At 64.8% G+C, this 21,719-nt stretch carries 17 protein-coding genes; 15 read left to right on the top strand and 2 right to left on the bottom strand.

Features of this window, described 5'->3' with window-relative positions; genetic code table 11:
- Positions 1 to 78: 78 nt before the first annotated feature.
- Complete coding sequence (locus tag C7438_RS02265; protein WP_121443708.1) at positions 79 to 1,251, top strand: MFS transporter; 1,173 nt, start codon at positions 79 to 81, stop codon at positions 1,249 to 1,251.
- A gap of 65 nt (positions 1,252 to 1,316) precedes the next feature.
- Here C7438_RS02265 and thpR read toward each other — a convergent pair whose 3' ends face one another.
- On the bottom strand, positions 1,317 to 1,922 hold the full coding sequence (thpR, locus tag C7438_RS02260; protein ID WP_121443707.1) for an RNA 2',3'-cyclic phosphodiesterase: 606 nt from the start codon (positions 1,920 to 1,922) through the stop codon (positions 1,317 to 1,319).
- Between the two features lie 87 nt (positions 1,923 to 2,009).
- On the opposite strand from thpR, the gene C7438_RS02255 reads away from it, so the two are divergent.
- Both C7438_RS02255 and C7438_RS02250 read left to right on the top strand, forming a co-directional pair.
- The gene (locus tag C7438_RS02255; protein ID WP_211322018.1) at positions 2,010 to 2,447 is read left to right on the top strand and encodes a toprim domain-containing protein; all 438 of its coding nucleotides are present in this window, start codon (positions 2,010 to 2,012) and stop codon (positions 2,445 to 2,447) included.
- A complete protein-coding gene (locus C7438_RS02250; protein ID WP_121443706.1) occupies positions 2,437 to 3,675 on the top strand; it encodes an aminopeptidase in 1,239 nt (412 codons plus the stop codon). Before C7438_RS02255 ends, C7438_RS02250 begins: the two co-directional genes overlap by 11 nt.
- Before the next feature lie 124 nt (positions 3,676 to 3,799).
- Here C7438_RS02250 and C7438_RS02245 read toward each other — a convergent pair whose 3' ends face one another.
- Complete coding sequence (locus C7438_RS02245; RefSeq protein WP_170143491.1) at positions 3,800 to 5,734, bottom strand: Rqc2 family fibronectin-binding protein; 1,935 nt, start codon at positions 5,732 to 5,734, stop codon at positions 3,800 to 3,802.
- 203 nt (positions 5,735 to 5,937) lie between these two features.
- On the opposite strand from C7438_RS02245, the gene C7438_RS02240 reads away from it, so the two are divergent.
- The 12 genes from C7438_RS02240 to rpe all read left to right on the top strand — a co-directional run bounded on the left by C7438_RS02240 (position 5,938) and on the right by rpe (position 21,673).
- Positions 5,938 to 8,733: a cation-translocating P-type ATPase gene (locus C7438_RS02240; RefSeq protein ID WP_121443704.1), complete on the top strand. Its 2,796-nt coding sequence runs from the start codon at positions 5,938 to 5,940 to the stop codon at positions 8,731 to 8,733.
- A 158-nt stretch (positions 8,734 to 8,891) separates the two neighbouring features.
- A complete protein-coding gene (gene gmk / locus C7438_RS02235) occupies positions 8,892 to 9,536 on the top strand; it encodes a guanylate kinase (RefSeq protein ID WP_121444051.1) in 645 nt (214 codons plus the stop codon).
- Positions 9,537 to 9,601: 65 nt separating this feature from the next.
- A complete protein-coding gene (gene rpoZ, locus C7438_RS02230) occupies positions 9,602 to 9,832 on the top strand; it encodes a DNA-directed RNA polymerase subunit omega (RefSeq protein ID WP_121443703.1) in 231 nt (76 codons plus the stop codon).
- A gap of 54 nt (positions 9,833 to 9,886) precedes the next feature.
- Complete coding sequence (locus tag C7438_RS02225) at positions 9,887 to 11,194, top strand: bifunctional phosphopantothenoylcysteine decarboxylase/phosphopantothenate synthase (RefSeq protein ID WP_245956430.1); 1,308 nt, start codon at positions 9,887 to 9,889, stop codon at positions 11,192 to 11,194.
- A 103-nt stretch (positions 11,195 to 11,297) separates the two neighbouring features.
- Positions 11,298 to 13,898, top strand: a complete 2,601-nt coding sequence (gene priA / locus C7438_RS02220) for a replication restart helicase PriA (protein ID WP_121443702.1) — start codon at positions 11,298 to 11,300, stop codon at positions 13,896 to 13,898.
- Between the two features lie 69 nt (positions 13,899 to 13,967).
- Complete coding sequence (gene def / locus C7438_RS02215) at positions 13,968 to 14,447, top strand: peptide deformylase (protein WP_121443701.1); 480 nt, start codon at positions 13,968 to 13,970, stop codon at positions 14,445 to 14,447.
- Complete coding sequence (gene fmt, locus C7438_RS02210) at positions 14,440 to 15,411, top strand: methionyl-tRNA formyltransferase (RefSeq protein WP_121443700.1); 972 nt, start codon at positions 14,440 to 14,442, stop codon at positions 15,409 to 15,411. Before def ends, fmt begins: the two co-directional genes overlap by 8 nt.
- On the top strand, positions 15,365 to 16,783 hold the full coding sequence (rsmB, locus tag C7438_RS02205; protein WP_121443699.1) for a 16S rRNA (cytosine(967)-C(5))-methyltransferase RsmB: 1,419 nt from the start codon (positions 15,365 to 15,367) through the stop codon (positions 16,781 to 16,783). Before fmt ends, rsmB begins: the two co-directional genes overlap by 47 nt.
- Positions 16,784 to 16,955: 172 nt before the next feature.
- Positions 16,956 to 17,789 carry a protein phosphatase 2C domain-containing protein gene (locus tag C7438_RS02200; RefSeq protein WP_121443698.1) on the top strand — a complete coding sequence of 278 codons (834 nt, stop codon included), beginning with the start codon at positions 16,956 to 16,958 and terminating at the stop codon, positions 17,787 to 17,789.
- On the top strand, positions 17,786 to 19,771 hold the full coding sequence (gene pknB / locus C7438_RS02195) for a Stk1 family PASTA domain-containing Ser/Thr kinase (protein ID WP_170143489.1): 1,986 nt from the start codon (positions 17,786 to 17,788) through the stop codon (positions 19,769 to 19,771). Before C7438_RS02200 ends, pknB begins: the two co-directional genes overlap by 4 nt.
- A 109-nt stretch (positions 19,772 to 19,880) precedes the next feature.
- Positions 19,881 to 20,858 carry a ribosome small subunit-dependent GTPase A gene (gene rsgA / locus C7438_RS02190; protein WP_170143488.1) on the top strand — a complete coding sequence of 326 codons (978 nt, stop codon included), beginning with the start codon at positions 19,881 to 19,883 and terminating at the stop codon, positions 20,856 to 20,858.
- 101 nt (positions 20,859 to 20,959) lie between these two features.
- Complete coding sequence (gene rpe, locus C7438_RS02185) at positions 20,960 to 21,673, top strand: ribulose-phosphate 3-epimerase (RefSeq protein ID WP_245956426.1); 714 nt, start codon at positions 20,960 to 20,962, stop codon at positions 21,671 to 21,673.
- Positions 21,674 to 21,719 lie beyond the last annotated feature (46 nt).

Genomic DNA, 21,719 nt, shown 5'->3' with positions numbered 1-21,719 from the left:
TGTTTCGGGTACGGACAATGCCGTTCGGATGGGGAACTCGACTTGTCGAATCTCTGACGTCAGAAGGAGCTGAGGGACGTGCCGGCCGTGGGTTTGATCGGGTTCGTCCTCTTCCTCGCCTTTTCCGGTTTCGGGATGGTGATCCCCGTGTTGCCCTCGCTCGTCGAGGAGGCCGGGGCCGCACCGTACCACTTGGGATACCTCCTGGGGATCTACTCCCTTGTTTCCTTCCTCATGGCCCCGGTGTGGGGGACCCTTTCCGACCGCTGGGGCCGCAACCGCGTGATCTTCATAGGCCTTTTGGGCTTTGGCCTCAGCTTCTGGCTTTTCGGGATGTTCGTCCACGACCTCGTCTGGATGTACGTCTCACGCATCTTGGGGGGCCTCTTCTCGGGGGCGGCGATCGCCTCGAGCATGGCCTACCTCGCCGATGCCACGGAAGACGAGGCGCGCACGCGGGCCATGGGGATTGCCGGAATGTCCATCGGGCTTGGGTTCGTCTTCGGTCCCGCGATCGGGGGGATCCTTGGCCACGCTCAGGCCTCTTTCCCGTTCTACGCCGCGGCGATTCTCTCTTGGTTTGCGGCGCTCCTCGTCCTTGCGCGGCTTCCCGTCGTCGCCCCGCGACACGGCGGACACGTGGTCACGGGATTCGGCGCGGCCCTCCGCCTCCTAAGGGGCCGCACGGGGTACCTCCTCGTCCTCACCTTCCTCGTCACCTTTTCCCTCGCCGGACTTGAGAGCACCGTCGCCTTTTACGCGATGCGCACCTTTGGAGCGACACGCTACGAGTTAGGCATCCTCTTCACCTTTGTCGGGCTCGTGACGGCCTTCACCCAGGGTGCCCTCGTTTCCAAGGTTCGGGAAGGACAAGAAACGCGGGCGATCGCCTTGGGGTTGCTCGTAAGCGCCCTCGGGTTTTACTTGATCGTATTTACGGGAAGCCTTTTCTCCGCGATTCTTTTCGTCTCCGTCTTTGCGCTGGGCAATTCGCTCGTGCGCCCGATCGTCCTCTCCCTCCTCACGCGGGTCACGCGCGTGGCGCAAGGAGCTACGAGCGGGGCGAACACGGCGATGGACAGCCTCGGGCGTGTCCTCGGACCGGTCGTCGGAGGCTACCTGTTCACGTGGGAACCGCGGGCGCCGTTTTTTGCCGGCGTTTTGTACTCGCTCGTAGGTCTGGTCGTGCTATACCTTTTCATGCGGCGGAGCGCCTCGGAGGAAGGGACTCCGGCCTCACGTCGCTCCTAAACAGGAAGGAAGCCCTCAACGCCTCGTGTCTGATCGGAGTTCGTACAGCCCTTGCCGGAGAGCCTCTATCCTTCGAGGGGAAATGCGGCCCGCGGCTCGTACATCGGGCGGCGGCCAAGGTGAGAGGCGAAGAGGATCACTTCGTCTACGGCAAAGCTCGTGATCGTGCCGTCGTCCCCCGGTCCCCAAATCCTTGCGGCATCCGCGGGGGAGTAGGGCTTCACCCCGCGGTAGCGTCGGGCGAGGGTGAGGTGGGCGACGAAGGGCTTTCGATCCCCTGTGAAACCTAGGCGTTCTGCTGCCGTACGTACGCGGCGGGCGAGGTCGGCGAGTTTTTCCGCCTCTCCTGCAATCCGTACGTAGAGGACGGTAGGGTGCGCCTCCGGTCCGAAGGTGCCGAGCGATCCGAGGGAGAGGCGAAAGGAAGGAAGGGGGCGGACGGCCTCGCCGAGCACCATACGGAGTTCGGCAACCCGTGCGGTCGGGACGTCTCCCAGGAAGAGGAGCGTAATGTGGTAATCTTGAGGGTGCACGGTCGTCTGAAAGGGGAAGGTGCGGAGGAGGTGGTCTGTTCGGGCGGCGAGGTGCACGCGCACGGACGCCGGGACGGGCACGGCGACGAACATGCGCTCGCTCTCGGGTTTCGATCGGGAGTTTTCCGAGAGAACCATGGATCGCTTCCTCCTTCTCTGCAGGCGGGGACGCCGGAGATCGGGGTTGCGCTCGGAACGTGGGGGCGAACCGAGGGGGTGTGCCGCATGCAGAAGGTGATCATTGTCGAGGGCAAGACGGACCAGCGGCGGCTCGAAGAAGTTCTCGCGGAACCGGTGACCTTCCTCCTCACGCACGGAACGTTGGGGGAAGAAGAACTCCTCCGGCGCCTTCTTCCGTACGAGCGAGAGGACGTGTATATTTTTGTCGATGCCGACGAGCCGGGCAACCGCCTCCGCCGTCTCCTCGGTCGGTGGTTTCCGCGGGCCAAGCACCTGTACACGCGCAAGATTTACCGGGAAATCGCCCACACCCCCCTTGCCTACCTCGCCCGCGTGCTCGACGAGGCACACTTTGCCGTGCGTGAGGAGTGGCTTTTGGCCTGGGAACGGAAGGTCAACGGGAAGGAACGGGGCAGGCGACGGAGGAGGGGGCGGAACCGCCATTTCGACGAAGAAGAAGGGAGCGAAGGACGTGGGACCTAACGAAGAACTGCTTCGGGCGTACGCGCGCCTCGCGGTGCGCAAAGGCGTAAACCTCAGATCCGGGCAAGTCCTCGTGCTCAACGCCCCCGTGGAGGCACGGGACTTCGTTTCCTACCTCGTGGAAGAGGCGTACCTCGCCGGTGCCCGGTACGTGCTCGTGAACTACGGAGACGACCGCGTGACGCGTCTTCGCTACCTTCTCGCCGCCGACGAGGCTCTGGATTACTTTCCCCGGTGGATGGGGGAGGGGTACGCGCAGATGGCGCGCGAGGGGGCTGCCTTTCTTTCGATTTACGCACCGGATCCGGACCTTCTCGCGGACATTCCCGCATCCCGCGTCGCCCGTGGAGATAAGGCACGGCGCGAAGCCTTTCGCAACTACTACGCGTACACGATGAGCGACCGGGCGCGGTGGTCGTTGATCTCCATCCCGACGCCCGCCTGGGCGAGGAAGGTCTTCCCCGGCCTTTCGGAAGGGGAGGCCGTAGAGGCGCTTTGGGACGCCGTTCTTCGGATCTCCCGCGTTCGGCCCGGCGATCCTTTGGAAAACTGGGACCGCCACCGCCGGAACCTCGAGCGGCGGGTCGCCTACCTAAACGAGAAGCGCTACCGCAAGCTTCACTTTCGCGGTGAGGGGACCGATCTCGTCGTCGGACTCCCCGAAGGTCACATCTGGCACGGCGGCGGGGCGACGGACCATGAGGGAATCCCCTTTCAGCCGAATATCCCCACGGAAGAAGTGTACACGATGCCGCACCGGCTCGAGGTAGAGGGATACGTGCGGAACACGAAGCCGCTCAACGTCCACGGGACGCTTGTAGACGGCTTTACTTTGTGGTTTGAGGGTGGGCGCGTCGTCCGCTTTACGGCGGAACGCGGGGAAGAGACCTTGCGCCACCTCCTGGATACCGACGAGGGCGCGCGCCATCTGGGCGAAGTGGCTTTGGTACCTGTGGATTCTCCCGTAGCCCAAAGCGGGCTTCTCTTCTACAACACGCTGTACGACGAAAACGCCTCCTGCCACCTCGCCCTCGGCCAGGCATACCCGACGACCCTTCAAGGAGGACCGGACCTTTCCGAAGACGAACTGCTCGCGCGGGGTGCCAACCGAAGTCTCATCCACGAGGACTTCATGATCGGAAGCCCCTCGCTCGACGTCGACGGAATCCTCCCCGACGGTACGCGGGAGCCGCTCCTTCGCGGGGGACTTTGGGCTTTCGAAGTCTAATCCGCCTTTCGGTGCCTTTGCTGCCGAGCGCTTTCGTCGCCTTGTTCGACAAGGTTCGAAAGAAGGACGACCCGAGAGAGAAGAAAGAAGAAAGGTTGCGAATCCTGCGCTTACCCGGGAAATATCACTCCTCGGATTTCCCGCGGGGGGCGTTCTCTTCCGGTGGCGCAGAAGTTCGGGAACCGGTGCTTTCCTCGCTGCGTTCCAAGAGGCGCCGTACGCGCTCCACGTCCACGGCGACGTGGAGCGTTTTTTCGTTACGGTACGTGACAAACCCGGGACGGGCGCCCCGAGGCTTGCGCACGGAACGCACGTCGGTAACGTCCACGGCGACGCTTCCGGAATCGCGGCCCGTGCTGAAGTATGCGGCGAGCAGGGCGGCTTCTTCCAAGGTCGCGGGGTCGGGGGCGGGAGAGCGGACGACGACGTGGGCGCCGGGAATCCCGCGGGCGTGCAGCCAGACGTCGCGCCGGTCGGCGAGACGAAAGGTGAGGGCGTCGTTTTGCGCGTTGTTTCGTCCTACCCAGATCTCCGTCCCCGTTGAAGAGCGGAGGCGCAACGGTTGGGGGAGGGCTTCCGACTTTCGGCTCCCCCCCTTTTTCCCGCCCCTAGGTTTTTCGCCTTCGGCAATCGGGTGGTCTTTCTCCGCCTCCGCCTGGCGGGATGCGCGCTTCCCCAAAAGCCCTTGGGCGCGCATTTCTTCCTCCACTTCGTTTAGGTCCTTTTCGTCTCCCGTGAGAAGTGCGAGGCGAAGGCTTGCGAGGTAGTCTTCCTCCGCGCGGACATCTTTTAGCCTCTGGGCGGCGTGGCGGGCGGCGTTCTTCTTCTTTCGATAGCGTGTGAAGTAGAGCGCGGCGTTCCCTGCCGCGTCGAGAGTGGGGTCGAGCGGAATTTCTCGGGGTTCTCCGCCCTCCCCCGGGGGCGGGAGAAGGACGGACGCGGCGCCCGGCGGTACGTGCGCTGCGTATGCGAGGAGGAGTTCCCCCGCTTCGCGTTCGCGCTCCGCTTCCTCGCCTTCGCGGACGATGCGTTCGAGTTCTTGCCTTTGGCGCGCGAGGAATTCCCCGCGCTCTTCGAGGCGGCGGAGGAGGCGGGTGCGACGCTCTTCGGCACGGCTTTCTCGAAGGGAGAGAAACACCCGGCGCACGGCGTCGTGCATCGTCGGCGCTTCGCCCCACTTCAAAGAGGCATCCCCGGGAAGGCGGGGGAGGGCTGTGTCCTCGCCTGTTCCGGAGGGAAGCGGAGGAGGCGGGGGAACAGGGGAGAGGTGCGGCCTTCCGCCGGTTTCGGGGACGGCAAAGGCCGCAGGCGCTTTTCCCGCGACGGCGTCGTGCAGGAGACGGTAGGTTCGTTCGCCCAAAGCAGCTTCTTCGAAGTCGGGATCCCGGAGCGCGGGTGCGATGTGGCTCCAGAGGGCGTAGGCCGTATCGCGGCCGATCCCCGCTCCGATCTTGCGGAGGTCTTCGGCGTTCCGGCTTTCCCGAATGCGCGCTGCGAGCTCCGCGGGGGTGAACTGGAGGGGGTCGGGAAGGGAGAGGGGAGGAGGGGGGGTGTAGCGCCCGCCGGGAACGAGACGTCGGTATCGAGACATCCCCGCGTCTACGGGGCGGAAGACGGCGAGGATCCCTCCCTTTTCGTCGACGAGGAGAAGGTTGGCGTAGCGCGGGACGAGTTCGGCTACGAGGCGGAGGAGTCGACGTTCTCCCGTTTGGCTTCGCATGTCCACGCCGAGAGCGAAGACGCGGTCACGGGCGAGTTGTTCCGCCCGGACAAGAATGCCGCCTTCGAGGGCGCGGCGCCACGGGAGGAGGCGAGCAGCGAGTTGCGGGGTCTCCTTGCGTACCGCCTGCGCCGTACGGAGGAGTTCTTTGCCGAGATCGTCTTCGGAGGACAGGGCGAAAAAGAGGGGGGCTTCCGGATCGAGGAAAAAGACGAGGCTCCCCCCTGCGTGGACGATGAGGAATATCCGGGAATCGGCGAACTCCACGCGGTAGATTCTGCGGCCGAGATGCGGGGTGAGTTCGGACAGAAGTCGGGCAATTCCGAGGCCGTCGAGCATGGCGTTCCGTGGGCACCTCTTCCCTTTGCGGATTTCGTGCGGGTGGGTGGAAGCGCGTCGCGCGCCCCCGTATCGGGGGCTTTCTCGCCTTTGCGGGCGAACCGATTTTCGGGCGGGCGAACGGGGCTCATGCTGGGGACGTGCCCCGCATACACGTGGGAGGGACAGGAGGAGTTGCATCGACCAAAGGAGGACGGCAGAGGATGCACGCCCCGCTTTCCCGCACGCCCTTGGAACACCTCCTCCGCGAGCTTCGCGTCGACCCGCGAGTCGGACTGTCGTCACGGGAGGCAGAAGCGCGCCGTGCGCACTACGGTCCGAACAGCCTTGAGGACGGCCGACGCCGTTCGTGGTGGTTTGCGTTCCTCGAGCAGTTCAAGGATTTCATGCTTCTCGTGCTCCTTGGGGCGACGCTCCTTTCCGCGCTCCTCGGGGAGTACGTGGACGCGGTCCTGATCCTCGCCGTCGTGCTCCTGAACGGGTTTCTCGGGTTCTTTCAAGGGTACCGGACGGAAAAGACGCTCGCAGCCTTGCGCGACCTCACGGCACCATCGTGTCGGGTGCTAAGAGACGGCAGGCTCTCCGTCGTCCCCGCGGAATCCCTAGTTCCGGGAGACGTCGTCGTCGTAGAGGCGGGGGAACGGGTCCCCGCGGATCTCCGCCTTTGGGAAGCGGAAGGGGTGCACGTAGACGAATCCTTGCTCACGGGAGAAAGCGTCCCGGTTGCCAAGCATGTGGAACGCGAAGAAGCCGACGAGCACGGAATCCTCTTTATGGGAACGCTTCTCGTCCGCGGTTCGGCGACGGGGATCGTCGTGGCGACGGGCAAGGCGACGGCCATGGGGCGAATCGCACGGCTTCTCAAAGACTCGGAACCCGATGCCCCGCCACTCGTACGCCGGATGAACGAATTGGGCAAGGTGTTTGTGGTCGGCGCCCTGGCGCTCATCGCCGCCGTTCTCCTCCTCGGCGGTCAGACGGGCACGCCCTTTCCTGAACTCCTCCTTACGGGGGTGACGCTTGCCGTGGCGGCCATCCCCGAGGGCCTTCCGGCCATCGTCGCCGTCGTCCTCACCCTCGGGGTGTACCGTATGGCGCGGGAAAATGCTCTCGTACGTCGACTTCACGCCGTAGAAACCTTGGGGTCTACGACGTTCATCGCCACGGACAAGACGGGAACACTCACACAAAACCGAATGCGCGCCGTCCTCCTCGCCGTGCCCGGAGCGGTGTACCACGTGCGGGAGGAAGACGACGGTGAGGCGATGCTCGTTCGCAGCGGCGTACCCATCGCCGTACATTCTGAAGACGTCCGGGTCGCCCTTACCATCCTCGCCCTCGCCAACCGCCGGCACGAGGTGTTCGAGGGCGGAGTTCCGCTTTCTTCGGGGTCACCCCTTCGGGCGCCGGACGAAGTGTCCCGCGGCTCCACCTTTATGCCGCCTTCTCCGTCGGACAACTCGGAATCCCTTTTGGGAACAGAGTTCTCCTCTTCGGATACGCGGATCTTCCGCGGGGATCCCATGGAGCTCGCCCTTTGGGAATTCGCAAAAAAGCTCGGCGTCCGTCCCGAAGGCCTCTTTTCCCGCTACGCGCGCGTGGACGAAGTCCCCTTTGACCACCATACGCGCTACATGGCGGTGCTCTACCGCAGTATTGCAGAAGACCTGTGGGCGGTCAAGGGATCGCCTGAGGCGGTACTTCGCCGCTCTTCTTCCGTACTCGTCGGATCGGACGTTCGTCCGCTCACGGATCGCACCCGCTCCGCCTTGCTCTCCGAGGTAGATCGGCTGAGCCGAGACGGGTACCGCGTGCTTGCCCTCGCCTACCGGAGAATCCCCCGCTTTCGCGGTTCCCGCGAGGACCTCGAAGGGAAGCTCGTCTTCGTCGGCTTCGTCGGGCTAATCGATCCGCCGCGTCCGGAGGTTCGGGAGGCGCTCGCCCGCGTCCGCGGTGCGGGGATTCGCGTGGCCATGGTGACGGGGGACCACCCGGAGACAGCGGAACGCATCGCCAAAGACATCGGATTGTGGGAAGAAGGTTCCTTGACTTTGACGGGCCGGGACCTCTATACTTTTTCGGACAAGGCATTGGCGGAGAGGCTGCCGTACGTCCGCGTGTTCGCGCGCGTGAGCCCCGAACACAAGCTGCGCATCGTGGAAATCTTGAAGCGCGAAGGGCACGTCGTGGCGATGACGGGCGACGGCGTAAACGACGCTCCGGCGATTCGGGCGGCCGACGTGGGGATTGCCATGGGGCGCGGGGGCACGGACGTGGCCAAAGAGGCGGCGGACCTCATCCTCCTAGACGATAACTTCGCGACGATCGCACGTGCCGTCGAAGAAGGACGGGCGATCTTCGAAAACATCCGCGCCTTTGTCCGCTTCGTCCTTACGGCAAACGTCGCCGAGGTGTTTCTCGTCTTCGGGGCAATCCTCGCGGGGACGGCACTCCCCCTGTCGCCGCTCATGCTTTTGTGGATCAACTTTCTCACGGAAGGGCTTCCCGCCCTCGCTTTAGGGTTGGAGGGGCGGGATCCGGAGGTCATGGAGCGCCCTCCGCGCCCGCCGCACGAAGGTCTCTTTGCCCGCGGACTCGGCCTCACGATCCTCGTAGGCGGGCTTCTCGTCGGCGGACTTGCACTGGCCGTATTCCTGCGTTACCTTGAAACACAAGGGCTCTCCGAGGCACGCGCTGCGGCCTTTTGGGCCCTCGTTGCCGGGCAGCTCTTCGTGATCTTCGATCGATCCGAGGGGTACGGACGGTTTGAACGCAACCCCCTCCTCTTCCTCGCATTCCTCGCCTCTATGGGGCTTGCGGCGCTCGTCGTCGCCGTCCCCTCCGCGGCGGGACTCTTTCGCATCGCTCCTCTCTCGCCGACGGACATGGTCTTTCTCGCCGGCGCGGCGCTCGTTCCTTCGCTTCTCTTGCACGCGGCGCGCCGCGCGTACCGCCGCTACGTGCGACGGATGAAGAGGCAAAAGGGCCTGGGGAGGTGACGTCCCCGCCAAGCGGGCGACCGCAGGACCGCAAGGGGCGTACCGAGGAGAGGAGGGATGGAAAACCGAAAGGGCGGAAGGTGTAGACGGTGAGCGGATCGGAGCGTGAGGAGCAGGGGCTAGCGAACACAGGGAGCGGGGTCCCGTCGTCGAAGATCGTGCCGGAACCGCACTGGGGACTTCTCATCGTCTTGTCCGGGCCTTCCGGCGTAGGAAAGGGGACGGTGAGCGCGAGGCTTAGGGAACGCGCTCCGGAGCTCATCTACTCCGTGTCCGTGACGAGCCGTGCCCCTCGGCCCGGGGAAGTCGAGGGAGTGAACTACTTCTTTCGCTCGCGGGAGACGTTCCTTCGCATGGTCGCCGAGGATGCCTTCCTCGAGTGGGCGGAGTACGTGAACAACCTCTACGGGACCCCAAAGGACTTCGTCGTACAGAACTTACGGGAGGGCCGCGACGTCCTCTTGGAAATCGAAGTCCAGGGGGCCCTCCAGGTACGGGAACGGTTTCCCGCGGGGATTTTCATCTTCCTCGTCCCCCCTTCTTGGGAAGAGCTCCGGCGGCGGATTTCGGGCCGGGGAACGGAGGAAGATGCGGAAATCGCCGCCCGCCTGGAGAAGTCTTGGGAAGAACTCCAAATGGCCCGCCATTACGACTACATCGTCGTGAACGACGACGTAGACCGCGCCGTAGACCGGATTCTCGCCATCATCACGGCAGAACACCTGCGGGCGGAGCGGATGCTCCGTCGCGTCGAGCAGTGGCTCGTCCACGAAGGCGGTGGGCGACCGCCGTTTTCTTCGTAGGGGCGGACGTCGCAGGCGCGAGGTCCGCGTCCTGAAGTGGCGTACGTAGGGGAGGGAAGTTCGGCATGCGGTATCCGCCGATCGACGAACTCGTCGCTCGGGCGGGAAGCAAGTACCTGCTCACCGTCATTGCCGCCCGGCGGGCGCGTCAGATCCTCGAGGAGTTTCGCGTACGGGGAACCGAAGACGATCCTCCGCCGCGCCCGGTGAGTCAGGCGCTCGAGGAATTCTACCAGGGGAAGCTTCGCGTCATCCTTCCGGACGGAAGCGGCGACCCTTCCGGCCGCTCCGCGTAAGCGGGAGATGCCGGGCATTTCGGCGTGGATGCAGGTGGATGGGGGGAAGGTCCCGTGGGCGCGGAGGGACCTCGAAGGCAGATTGGGGGAACGGTTGTCGTCGGCGTCACCGGAAGCATTGCGGCGTTTAAGGCCGTAAGCCTCGTGAGCCTTTTGCACAAGGCCGGTTACGAGGTCGAAGTGATCCTCACGCGGGGGGCCGAGCGCTTCGTCACGCCCCTCACGTTTCAGGTCATGGCACGCGGACGGGTGTACACGGACGTCTTCCGCGAGGAGCGCCCCGAGGAAATCGCCCACATCGCCGTTGCGGACCGCGCCTCTCTCTTCGTCGTAGCCCCTGCTACGGCACACGTCCTCGCCAAACTCGCCTGTGGCCTTGCAGACGACTTCCTCTCCACCGCCCTTCTCGCCGCGCGAACGCCGGTGATCCTCGCCCCCGCAATGAACGTTCACATGTATGCCCACCCGGTCGTCCAGGACAACATCGCGCGCCTTCGGCGGTTGGGGTACACGATTCTCGAACCGGCGAGCGGACCCTTGGCGTGCGGGTACGAGGGGAAGGGACGGATGCCCGAGCCGGAGGAGATTTTCGCCTTTGTAGACGACGTCCTTCAAGGACGGACCGTGCTCCCGATTCCCAATTCCGGCGTCCCCCCTGCCCCCGAAGGCGCCAATCTCGGATCCCCTCCCGCATCCGAAGGAGGCTCCTTTTTCTCGGGGAAGTTCGTCCTCCTCACCGTAGGTGCGACGCAGGAACCCCTCGATCCCGTAAGGTTTCTTTCTAACCGTTCTTCGGGAAAGATGGGCTTTGCCTTGGCCGAGGCCGCCCTTCGTCGCGGTGCGCGCGTCGTCGTCGTGGCCGGCGCCACCTCCGTGCCTCCACCTCCTGGCGTAGAGGTGCGGCGGGCCCTTCGGACGGAGGACATGCTGCACGCCGTAGAGGAGCTCTTTCCCGCGGCAGACGTGTTCATCGCCGCTGCCGCCGTGGCGGACTACCGTCCCAAGTCCGTCGCCCTGCAAAAGATCAAAAAGGGGAACCGCCTCGTCCTCGAACTCGAACCCACGCCGGATATCCTCATGGAAATGGGAAAGAGGCGAAGGAGCGACCAAGTGCTCGTCGGATTTGCCGCCGAGACGGAAAACCTCGAGGCGAACGCCCGAGATAAGCTCGTACGGAAAAACCTCGACTTTCTCGTGCTCAACGACGTCTCCCGTGCGGACGTGGGCTTTGAGGCCGACGAAAACGAAGTCGTCCTGTACGACCGGTGGGGAGGAAGGTTTACGTTCCCCCGGGAGGACAAGCGCGTTTTGGCCGACAAACTCTTGGAGACGATCGCCGCACGCCTCGCCGCCGTACGCTGAGCTACGGCTTGAGCGGTTGCCAGGCGGCGACGCGTGCTTCGGTTGCCCGTCGTACCCGAGAAGGCGGCGGGCGTTTTTTCTCGCCGCGTAGCGGAGGGAGGCGATGGCCGCCGTGCAGGGTGGAAAGGAAGCCTTGGGGCGGGGGAGGGGAGTTTCCGACCCTCGGCCGAGCGGGGAATCCGAAGGAGGTGCAGAAGCCCGCCCCATCGTCGCCGACGTCGCCGTGGACGTGCCCCTCTTTCCCGGAAACGACGTCCTCACCTACCTGGCGACGGAGGGCCTTAAGCCGGGGAGCCGCGTATTCGTAGAGGTGAGAAAGCAACTGGTTCCAGGGTTCGTCGCGGACGTGCGCCCCGCGCAAGAGCGCGACCTCCGCTTGGCTTTGAAACCTCTCGTATACATTCTCGACCGCGATGAACCGGTGCTTTCTGCGGAATTCGTAGCCCTGGGTCGAGAGTTGGCGGAACGGCTTATCGCCCCGCTCTACCGGGTTTATGCCACCATGTTGCCCCAGGCGTTGCGTCCGGAAGGGGAACTTTGGGTTCGTCTGTCGCGGAAGGACGAGCCACTCTTTCTCCTACCTGACGAAGAGGCGGTGATCGCACACCTGCGCGCGAAAGGAGAGGTCCCCCTTCGTCGCCTGCGGGACGCGTTTTCCGAGACGCCGGACGTCGTCGAAAACCTCCTCCGACTCGGGTACTTGGAAACCTTTATCCGCCCCCGGCGCGCCCATCCCGTACGCGAGGAGCTCGTCGCGCGAAGGGTCGGGGACGCCGATCCCGCCGAACCCCTCACGCCCAAGCAGGCGAAGGTGTTCGAACGCATACGCAGCGGAGGGGAGGTTCCCCTTCGCCTCTTGGAGCAGGAGATCCCCGGTGCGCGCGAGGTGGTTCGAGCGCTCGCCCGACGCGGCCTCGTGGAAGTCTACCCGCGTGAGAGCTACCGCGCACCGCTCTTGCCTGCTCTTGCCCCTGAGCCCAAGCGCGAGCTCACGCCGGCCCAAGCGGAGGTATTTGCGCGCCTCCTTGCGGCCCTCCGCGGCGAAGGCGACGTCTTGAAACCTTACCTCCTGTACGGCGTCACCGGAAGCGGCAAGACGGAGATCTACCTCCAGCTCATCGAAGAGGTGCTCGCCCAAGGGAAGGGGGCGATCGTCCTCGTTCCGGAGATCTCCCTCACACCTCTTATGGTCGCCCGGTTCACGGCGCGCTTCGGCAGGCGTGTGGCCGTGCTTCACAGCGCCCTCGGCGTGGGGGAGAGGTACGACGAGTGGCGTCGCCTCTGGAGGGGGGAGGCGAGCATTGCCGTCGGCGCGCGGAGCGCGGTGTTCGCCCCCGTGCGAAACCTCGGCCTCATCGTCGTCGACGAAGCCCACGAGACAAGCTACAAGCAAGACGAGACGCCGCGGTATGACGCCCGCGAGGTGGCTGAGCTTAGGGCCAGGTACCACGGCGCACTCCTCCTTTTGGGGAGCGCCACGCCGTCGCTCGAGCAGTACGCTCGGGCGCGCGTCGGCCACTACCACCTCCTCGAGCTTCGGGAGCGCATCGACCGCCGACCTCTTCCCCGGGTACACGTCGTGGACTTGCGGCTGGACGTAGGGGAGACCGAACCGCACGACGAAGCCGTCTCGCTCGCCCGGGGTGCCGCAGGCGGAGGGCGCGGCGCCGTCCGCGCGACGGGAAAGGAGAGGCGGGGTCTCGGGGGGATCGTCCTGAGTCCCTTCCTCCTCGAACGCCTCGAAGAACGCCTGCGCCGGGGCGAGCAGGCGATCGTCTTTCTCAACCGTCGGGGATACACACCCGTGGTGCTCTGTCGTTCGTGCGGGCGTACAGTCCAGTGCCCGCACTGCGACGTGTCGCTCACCTACCACCGCGCCGAGGACGTGCTCCGCTGCCACATCTGCGGCTTCGAAATGCCCATGGTTCCCCGTTGTCCCTACTGCGGGTCGCCGAACCTCGTCCACCTCGGCCTCGGCACGGAACGCGTAGAGGAACTCCTCAGGTCGTATTTCCCCGAAGCCCGCATCTTGCGTATGGATCGCGACACGACCTCCCGGAAAGGCGCCCTCGAAGAAATCCTCACCAAGTTTGCCGAACGGGAGGCGGACATCCTTCTGGGGACGCAGATGGTGGCAAAGGGGCTCGATTTTCCGTACGTCACGCTTTCCGTGATTCTCCTCGCCGACCTCTCCCTACAGTTCCCGGACTTCCGCGCCGCAGAGCGCACGTTTCAACTCCTCGTGCAGGTCTCCGGACGTGCCGGACGCCACAACCTTCCCGGCGAGGTCGTCGTTCAGACGTTTCGCCCCGACCACCCCGCAATCGCCCTCGCCCGCGACGGGCGAATCGATGAGTTCTACCGGGCGGAGCTCAAGGTCCGCCGCGCCCAAAATTACCCGCCCTTCACGCGCCTCGTGCTCTTGGAGACCGCCCACGTCGACATGCGGCGGGCGCGGGACGCGTTGGCGCGCATCGTAGAAGACCTCCTCCCGCGCCTTGCGCCGGATACGGTCGTCAAGGGCCCAATGCCCGCGGGGATCCCGCGGGTCCGCGATCGCTTTCGCTTTCACGCACTGGTACAATATAAGCGAGAACCGGATTTTCCCTTGCGTCTGCGGCGGGTGCTTCAGGAACACCATCCTCGGCTTCGGCAAGACGAGGTCGACCTCACCGTAGACTTCGATCCGCAGGATTTTTCCTAAGGCCGGGGTGTACGCCGGACACTTCTGAGCGGGCGCACAAACAAAAACGCGAGCGAGGGGGGACCGAACGTGGCCGTACGATACATCGTCAAACACCCGGATCCCGTCCTGCGCGAGGTGGCGCGGCCGGTGAAGTCCATAACGCCCCAGGTGCTTCGCCTGCTCGACGACCTCGCCGAGACGATGCGCCATGCGGACGGCGTCGGCCTTGCCGCACCTCAGGTGGGAATTTCGCGCCGTATCGCCGTTGTAGACGTGGGCGACGGCCTCATAGAGCTCATCAATCCGGAGATCCTCGCGGCCGAGGGCGAAGAAGTTGGGGTAGAGGGGTGCCTCTCCATTCCCGGAGTTTACGGAGAAGTCCCGCGGGCGGCGCGGATTCGCGTGCGCACCCTGACCCGCACGGGGGAAAGCACGATCCTCGAGGCCGAGGGTCTCAAGGCGCGGGCCATCCAACACGAGATCGACCACCTCGACGGAATTCTCTTCATCGACCGCGCCCTGTCGCTTACGCACGCCGAGGAAACGAGGGCGGATGTGCATGCCTGAACGCGTCGTCTTTATGGGCACTCCGGCGTTCGCTGTCCCCTCCCTTCGGGCGCTCGTGGATGCGGGGTACGACGTCGTGCTCGTCGTGACGCAACCCGACCGTCCGAAGGGCCGAAGCGGCGAGCCTGTGCCACCTCCCGTCAAGGTCTTTGCGGCCTCTTTCGGACTCCGGGTCTTTCAGCCGGAGCGCCTAAAGGACGAGGCGGCGATTCGAGAGATCCTCGCGACATCACCAGACGTGATCGTAACTGCGGCGTACGGGCAAATCGTACCGCGCCCGCTCTTGGAAGGCCCCCCTTTCGGGGCGATCAACGTCCACGCATCGCTTCTTCCCAAGTTCCGCGGCGCCGCCCCGGTGGCGTGGGCGCTCATGCGGGGGGAGACGAAGACGGGCGTAACCATCGTCAAGATGGTGGAGGCGCTCGACGCCGGTCCGATTCTCGCCCAGCGAGAGACTTCCATATACCCGCACGAAAACGCGGCGATTTTGGAAGCCCGTCTAGCGGAAATGGGTGCGGCCCTCCTCGTGGAAACCCTGCCCCGCTACCTTCGGGGAGAGATCGAACCCGTGCCGCAAAACGAGGCGGAAAAGTCCTTTGCCCCCCTTCTGAAGAAGGAAGATGGCGCCCTCGACTTCCAGCTTTCCGCACAAGAGTTGGTCTGGCGCGTGCGGGGGCTTACGCCTTGGCCGGGGGCGTTTTTTTCCGCCTTCGGCGAGCGGATTCTCGTGCTCGAGGCGCAGGCGGAAGACGAAGGGCCCTTTGCCGACGCCTCTCCGGGGACGATCGTCGAACTTGCGGACGTGATCCGGATTCGGGCGGGGAAGGGCGTGTTCGTCGTGCGCCGGCTCAAACCGGAAGGCCGGCGGGAGATGACCGCTGCCGAATTTCTTCGTGGACGCAAGACGTGGAAAGTAGGTGCCCAAGTTGACCCACCAACCCCCCGGCAAACCCTCCGGGGCTAATCGACAGTCGGGGACCATACCGGGCAAGAAGGGCCCATCCCCGGCGCGTCGGTTGGCGCTGGAGATTTTGAAGCGTGTAGAAGAAAAGGGCGCGTATTCGAACTACCTCTTGCGGGCCGTTTTGGACGAACGGCCCGTCTCGGACGCCGACCGGCGTCTCATTACGGAGCTCGTATACGGCGTTCTCGCCCACCGTCCGTACCTCGCCTACGCCGTTTCCCAGTACGCGAAGCACGCCGAACGATTGCCTGCGGACGTACGTAGGATTCTCTACCTCGCCTTTTACCAGCTTCTCTTTCTCACGCGCATACCTCCGTACGCCGTCCTTTCCGAAACCCTCGCCCTCGTCGATACGGCCGGATTTACCCCGCTCAAAAAGGTCGTAAACGGGATCCTCCGCACGTACCTGCGCGAGCCGGAACGCGTGCGTCTGCCCGAAGGCGATGACCCAGAGGCCTTATCCCTTCGCTACGGCGTTCCCCAATGGCTTCTCGAAGTTTGGCGGGAAAGGTACGGCGACGAAGAACTTCTCCGCCTCCTCGCCACCCTCGACGTTCCGCCCCCGCTCAACTTTCGGGTGAACCTCCTTCGGGTCGACCGGGAATTCGTCCGCCAATCCCTCCTCGATAGGGGGTATACGGTGGAGCACGGCCGCCTCGTCCCCGAGGCTCTGCGCCTCAAAGGACGGGGGTTTCCTCCGCGGGAGTTTTTGGATCGCGGATGGATCACGATCCAAGACGAGGCGGCGATGTTCGTCGTCCACGTGCTCGATCCGCGGCCCGGCGAGCGGATCCTCGATTGCTGCAGCGCTCCGGGGGGGAAGGCGACCTTTGCCGCCGAGCGCATGCGCGACACGGGAGAGGTCGTCGCCGTCGACGTCCACGAGAGCCGCGTGCGTCGAATTCGCGAGGAGGTCGAGCGCCTGGGCCTCTCCATTGTCGTGCCGACGGTGCGCGACGGACGGGATCTCCCCCGCGCGTACGGCCGCGAATTCGATCGCGTCCTTGTGGATGCGCCGTGTTCGGGATTGGGGACGATTCGTCGACGTCCCGAACTGCGGTACCGCCACACGCCGGAAAGCGTGAGGGAGCTCGCGGCGCTTCAGCGGGAGCTCTTGGATGCGGCGGCGCAGATCGTCCGCCCGGGCGGCGTGCTCGTGTACAGCACCTGCACCCTCACGCCGGACGAAAACGAGGGCGTTGTCCGCGAGGTCCTCGCGCGCAATCCCGCCCTGAAGCTCGACGAAGAGGGGATGGCGTCGTTCGTACCCGCCGTGCTCCGCAAGCGCATCCGGATGCCGGGGACGCTCGAGATCTTACCCCAGGACTTGGACGTAGACGGCTTTTTCATCGCCCGCTTTCGCGTCTGGTGAACCCTCGGAGTTCGTGCGCGTCCGAGGGTACGGGTCGTTTTCCCTTTCCGTCCGGATCCCAGGCGACGTTTTTTCGCGAAAGGGGACGCGCGTTTTCCCGAGCCTCGGGCGATGAAAGTGCCAGCGTTCCGTAAAAGGTAGGTGCCGTTTCGACGATGCAGAGGGTAGCCCGGTGTCCCGTACGGCAAAGCGGGGAAAAGCGATGCGCGAGGGAAGCGAGGGAATCGAGGTGAAGGTCTTCAGCCTTTCCGAGCTCGGCCGGGTGCGTCCGAACAACGAAGATGCTGCTGCCGTCGAACCCCTTCCTTCGGGAAAGGTCCTCGTCGTCGTGGCCGACGGAATGGGGGGACACGAGCGCGGGGAGGTCGCCGCGCAGACGGCGGTAGACGTTGTTGTCGCCCACGTAAAGGCGGAGGCAGAACGTTTGGAAGACCTCCCGCTCGTCGGCGATCCCGAAGGAGAGCGGCGTTGGTTAGAGCTCCTCGAAGGAGCGGTGCGCCTCGCCAACGCCCGCGTGTTTGAACTTGCCGGGAAGTGGGAGGGGCGCATGGGAACCACCGTCGACGTCGCTCTCGTAGACTCCCGGGGAGGTGTGGGCGTACACGTGGGCGACGGCAGGGTCTACCTTTTTCGCCGCAAAGGGGAAATTCTCGAGCGGCTTACCGACGACCATTCTTACGTCTTTACCTTGTACAAAGAGGGCCATATTGCCTATGAGGCGTTGCGGGAGCACCCCCAACGGCACATCATCCTGCGCGCGGTAGGGGCGGAAGCGCACGTCACGCCAGACCCCCTGCGCCTCGAATGGAGTGCAGGAGATCGGCTGCTCTTTTGTACGGACGGCCTCACGCAGCACGTGGACGACGGGGAGATCGCGACGATCCTCGGCACGACGAGCAACCTGGACACCGCAGGGAGCGAGCTCGTGGGCCTCGCCTTGAGTCGCGGCGGGACCGACAACGTCACCGTCGTTCTCTTGGAAGCGGGAGAGGAGGATGGTCGGTGAAACTGGGGGACGTCGTCGGAGGTCGCTACCTCATTCGCCGGAAGTTGGGCGAAGGCGGGATGTCCTACGTGTACCTCGCGGAGGACCTCCTCTTGGGCAGGAACGTGGCGGTCAAGGTCCTGCGAGAGCCGTACGCCGACGACGAGCAGTTTCGCCGGAGGTTTTTGCGCGAAGCGCAGGCCGTATCCCTCCTCTCCCACCCGAACATTGTGACCTTGTTCGACACGGGGACCCACGAAGGCGCTCCGTACCTTGTCTTCGAGTACGTGCCAGGACGAACGCTCAAGGAAGAGATCCGCGCTCGCGGGCCGCTGCCCTTGGAAGAAGTCCTTTCCATCGGCGACCAGGTGCTTCGCGCCCTGGCCCATGCGCACAACCGCGGGATCGTACACCGAGACGTCAAGCCGCACAACATCCTCCTCACCGCCGACGGTACGGCCAAGGTGAGCGACTTCGGCATCGCGCGTGCGTTGGGGGGAGAGACGCTCACGGAGAGCGGCACGTTCCTCGGTTCGGCCCACTACTTTTCGCCCGAACAGGCGAGAGGCGAAACCATCACGCCGGCGTCCGATTTGTACGCCTTCGGTGTGGTCCTCTACGAGATGCTCACCGGCGTCCTCCCCTTTACCGGGGACAGTCCCGTAACCGTCGCCCTCAAGCACGTAGATGCCCCTACCCCCTCCGTACGCGAACGGCGGCCGGAGGTTCCCGTGGCCTTGGAAAACGTCGTCCGGCGGGCGATGGCCAAACGTCCCGAAAACCGGTACCCGTCTGCCGAGGCGATGCGCCTCGACCTCGCCTCTTCTCTGGATCCGGCGCGGAGAAAGGAGCCGCCCTGGGAGGAACCGGATGCGGATTTCCCCGACGCCGAGGCGTGGACGCGTCCCTTTTCGGAACTTTCCTCAGAAAGGACCGGGTCTTCCCCCGCGTCGGGACGCGGAGGGCGAGTGGTGCGCGCCTTACGAAAGCCCTACGTGTGGGGGAGCGCCCTTGCGCTTGCCGTTCTCCTTTTCCTCTGGTGGGGGATCCACGCCCTCTCTGCTTCTTTCCAGGTACCCGAAAGAGAAGTACCCGACGTCGCGGGGATGACGCGCGAGGAGGCACTTCGCGCCTTGGAGCAGGCGGGGTTTGCCCACGTAGACTCGCGCGAGGAACCTTCCGACGAAGTCGAGGCGGGGAAGGTAATCGCGCAGGATCCCCCGGCGGGGACGCGCCTTAAAACCACCGCTTCCGTCCTCCTCACCCTTTCTTCTGGACCTCGCAAGGTGCCTGTACCCGACGTGAGCGGGCTTACGCTCGAAGTGGCCAAGTCGCGATTTGCCGCCTTTGCCGGAGTACGGACGGAGGAGGAGTTTTCCGACTCGGTGCCCGCCGGAGTCGTCATCCGCCAGATGCCGGCGGGGGGAACGGAGGTCGTGCCCAAGCAGACGACGGTGACGCTCGTCGTGAGCAAGGGACCTAAAGAGACGGTGATGCCGGACGTGGTCGGCCGTTCTCTCGAGGAGGCGCGGGGACTTCTGGCGCGTGCCGGGTTCGACCCCGATCCCAAGGTCGAGCGGGAAAAGAGCTACTTCCCCGAGGGAACCGTGATCCGGGCTTGGCCCTACCAAGCGGGGGAAAAGGCCTCCCCAGGAACGAAGGTGACCCTATTCGTCTCCGACGGGCTCCTCCCCGACGCCGTGGAAGTTCACTACCCGGTGACCGTCCTGCCGCAGGGCGGCGAGTCCGTAGACGTCCGAATCAGCGTGAGCGACGCCCGCTTTACGGACCACACGGTGATTCGGGAAACGGTAAACGGCGCAAAGACGTACGAGGTCCTCCTCGTCTTGGCGCCGGGGAAGGACGGGCTTCTCCGCGTCTACCAAAACGGGGCTCTCGTCCTATCTCAGGCGATCTCCTACGCGGAAGCGAAGCGCGGCGACGCACAGGGAGAAAACGGAGCATCCCCGCCGGCCAGTGGCACTTCTCCCCCTTCGCCCTGAGTTCCCCCCCTTTCTCTCCAAGGGGGGAACTCTCTCCCGGTGCCGGCGGCCTGGAACCGCGTCCCGCCGCGGTAAGTCGAAGGCCGAGGGGCGCTGTGCTATACTATTCTTGTGCCGTTCGATTGAGAAAGGGGGGAAGGTTCTGAAGGAGACGCTCCTGCGGGGACGCATCGTTCGCGCTCTGGCGGGCTACTACGACGTGGTCGTAGAAGAGGACGGAGAAACCCCGTCCGCTGAAGACGGCCAGGACTTCCGGCGTTCGGTCCTTCGCACGCGCGCACGCGGACTCCTGAGGGAGCTCGGAATTACGCCTCTCGTAGGGGATCTCGTCCACGTGCGGCCCACGGGCGAGGGAGAAGGCGTGCTGATCGAGGTCCTCCCGCGCAAGAGCGAGCTCGTTCGTCCCCCCGCGGCCAACGTGGATGCCGTCCTCGTGGTGGCCACCCTACGGGAACCCGAGGTCGACCTCGCGTACCTCGACCGCCTCCTCGTGCACGTAGAACACGCCCGACTCGAAGCGGTTCTCTTTTGGAACAAGGTAGACGTCCTCGGGCTTTCCGAAAGAGAGGAGCTCGAAGCGCTTTTGGGCGTATATCGGAGCGCCGGGTATGCGACGTTTGCGGGGAGCGTGCGTACCGGAGAGGGGCTTCCGGAGGTCCGCGCCCATTTGGCCGGAAAAGTCCTCGTCCTCGCCGGGCCTTCGGGGGTGGGGAAGACTTCGTTTTTGCGGGTGCTTCGCCCCGACCTTCCCCTTGCGGTCGGAGAGCTCAGCCGGAAGCTCGGCCGCGGAAGGCACACGACGCGCGAAGTCGTCCTCGTCGACGTAGGACAGGGCAGTTGGATCGCCGATGCCCCGGGGTTCGGGGCGCTTCGCCTACCGGACGTGGGTCTTCCGGAACTCGGACGACTGTTTCCGGAAATTGCGGCGTGCGCCGAAGGCTGCCGTTTTCGCGACTGCCTGCACGAACGGGAACCAGGGTGTGCCGTGCGCGCGGCTGTAGAGGAAGGGAAAATCGCCCGATCCCGTTACGCGAATTACCTCACCTTCTTGCGCGAGCTTCGGGAAATGCACGCGGAGCGCTACTGAGTTTGAGCTAGCGAAAGTTCTCCGCGGAACGCGGAACGTTTCCCCACAGTGCGCGTACGCCTAGCTGCAGCTTTTCCTTCGACGATCGAGGAGGTGCCCGTGTGAAGCGCGACGAATCCTTTGCCCTCTTTGCCCAGATCGACCGTCCCCTCGTCGCCCCTTCGCTCCTTTCGGCAGATTTCGCCCGCCTTCTCGAAGACGTGCGCGACGTGGAGGCGAAGGGTGCCGATTGGCTTCACTGGGACGTGATGGACGGGCATTTTGTGCCCAACCTCACCTTCGGCCCGCCCGTGGTAAAGGCTCTCCGGCGGCATACGGACCTCTTTTTCGACGTCCACCTCATGGTGGAAGCCCCCCAACGGCTCCTCGAGGCCTTTCGCGATGTGGGTGCGGACGCGTTCACCCTCCACATCGAAGCGGATCCGCACGCGCACCGCGCGATCAAGGCCGCCCAGTCCATGGGGATGAAGGCGGGAATATCCCTCAATCCTTCGACCCCTTGCGAGGCGATACGCCCACTCCTCCACGAGGTAGACCTCGTCCTCGTGATGAGCGTCAACCCCGGGTTCGGCGGGCAGGCCTTCATCCCCTGGGTGAAGGACAAGGTGGCGCGAATCCGGAAGATGCTCGTGGAACTCGGACGCCCGCACGTTCCGATCTCCGTCGACGGCGGCATCAACGCCGAAACGGGGCGTGAGGTCGTGGAGGCCGGTGCTACGGTCCTCGTCGCGGGGACGTATGTCTTCGGCGCAAAGGATCGGGGAGAACCCATTGCCGCCCTGAAGAGCATTCCCCTTCCGCGGGAAGGAAAGTAGGAAGTCGATTCGTCTCCTGGAGGGAGGGGCTCGTATCGCCCCCCTT

The organism is Brockia lithotrophica (genome assembly GCF_003633725.1).
Lineage (GTDB): Bacteria > Bacillota > Bacilli > Thermicanales > DSM-22653 > Brockia > Brockia lithotrophica.
This window is presented reverse-complemented; position numbering and strand designations above follow the sequence as displayed.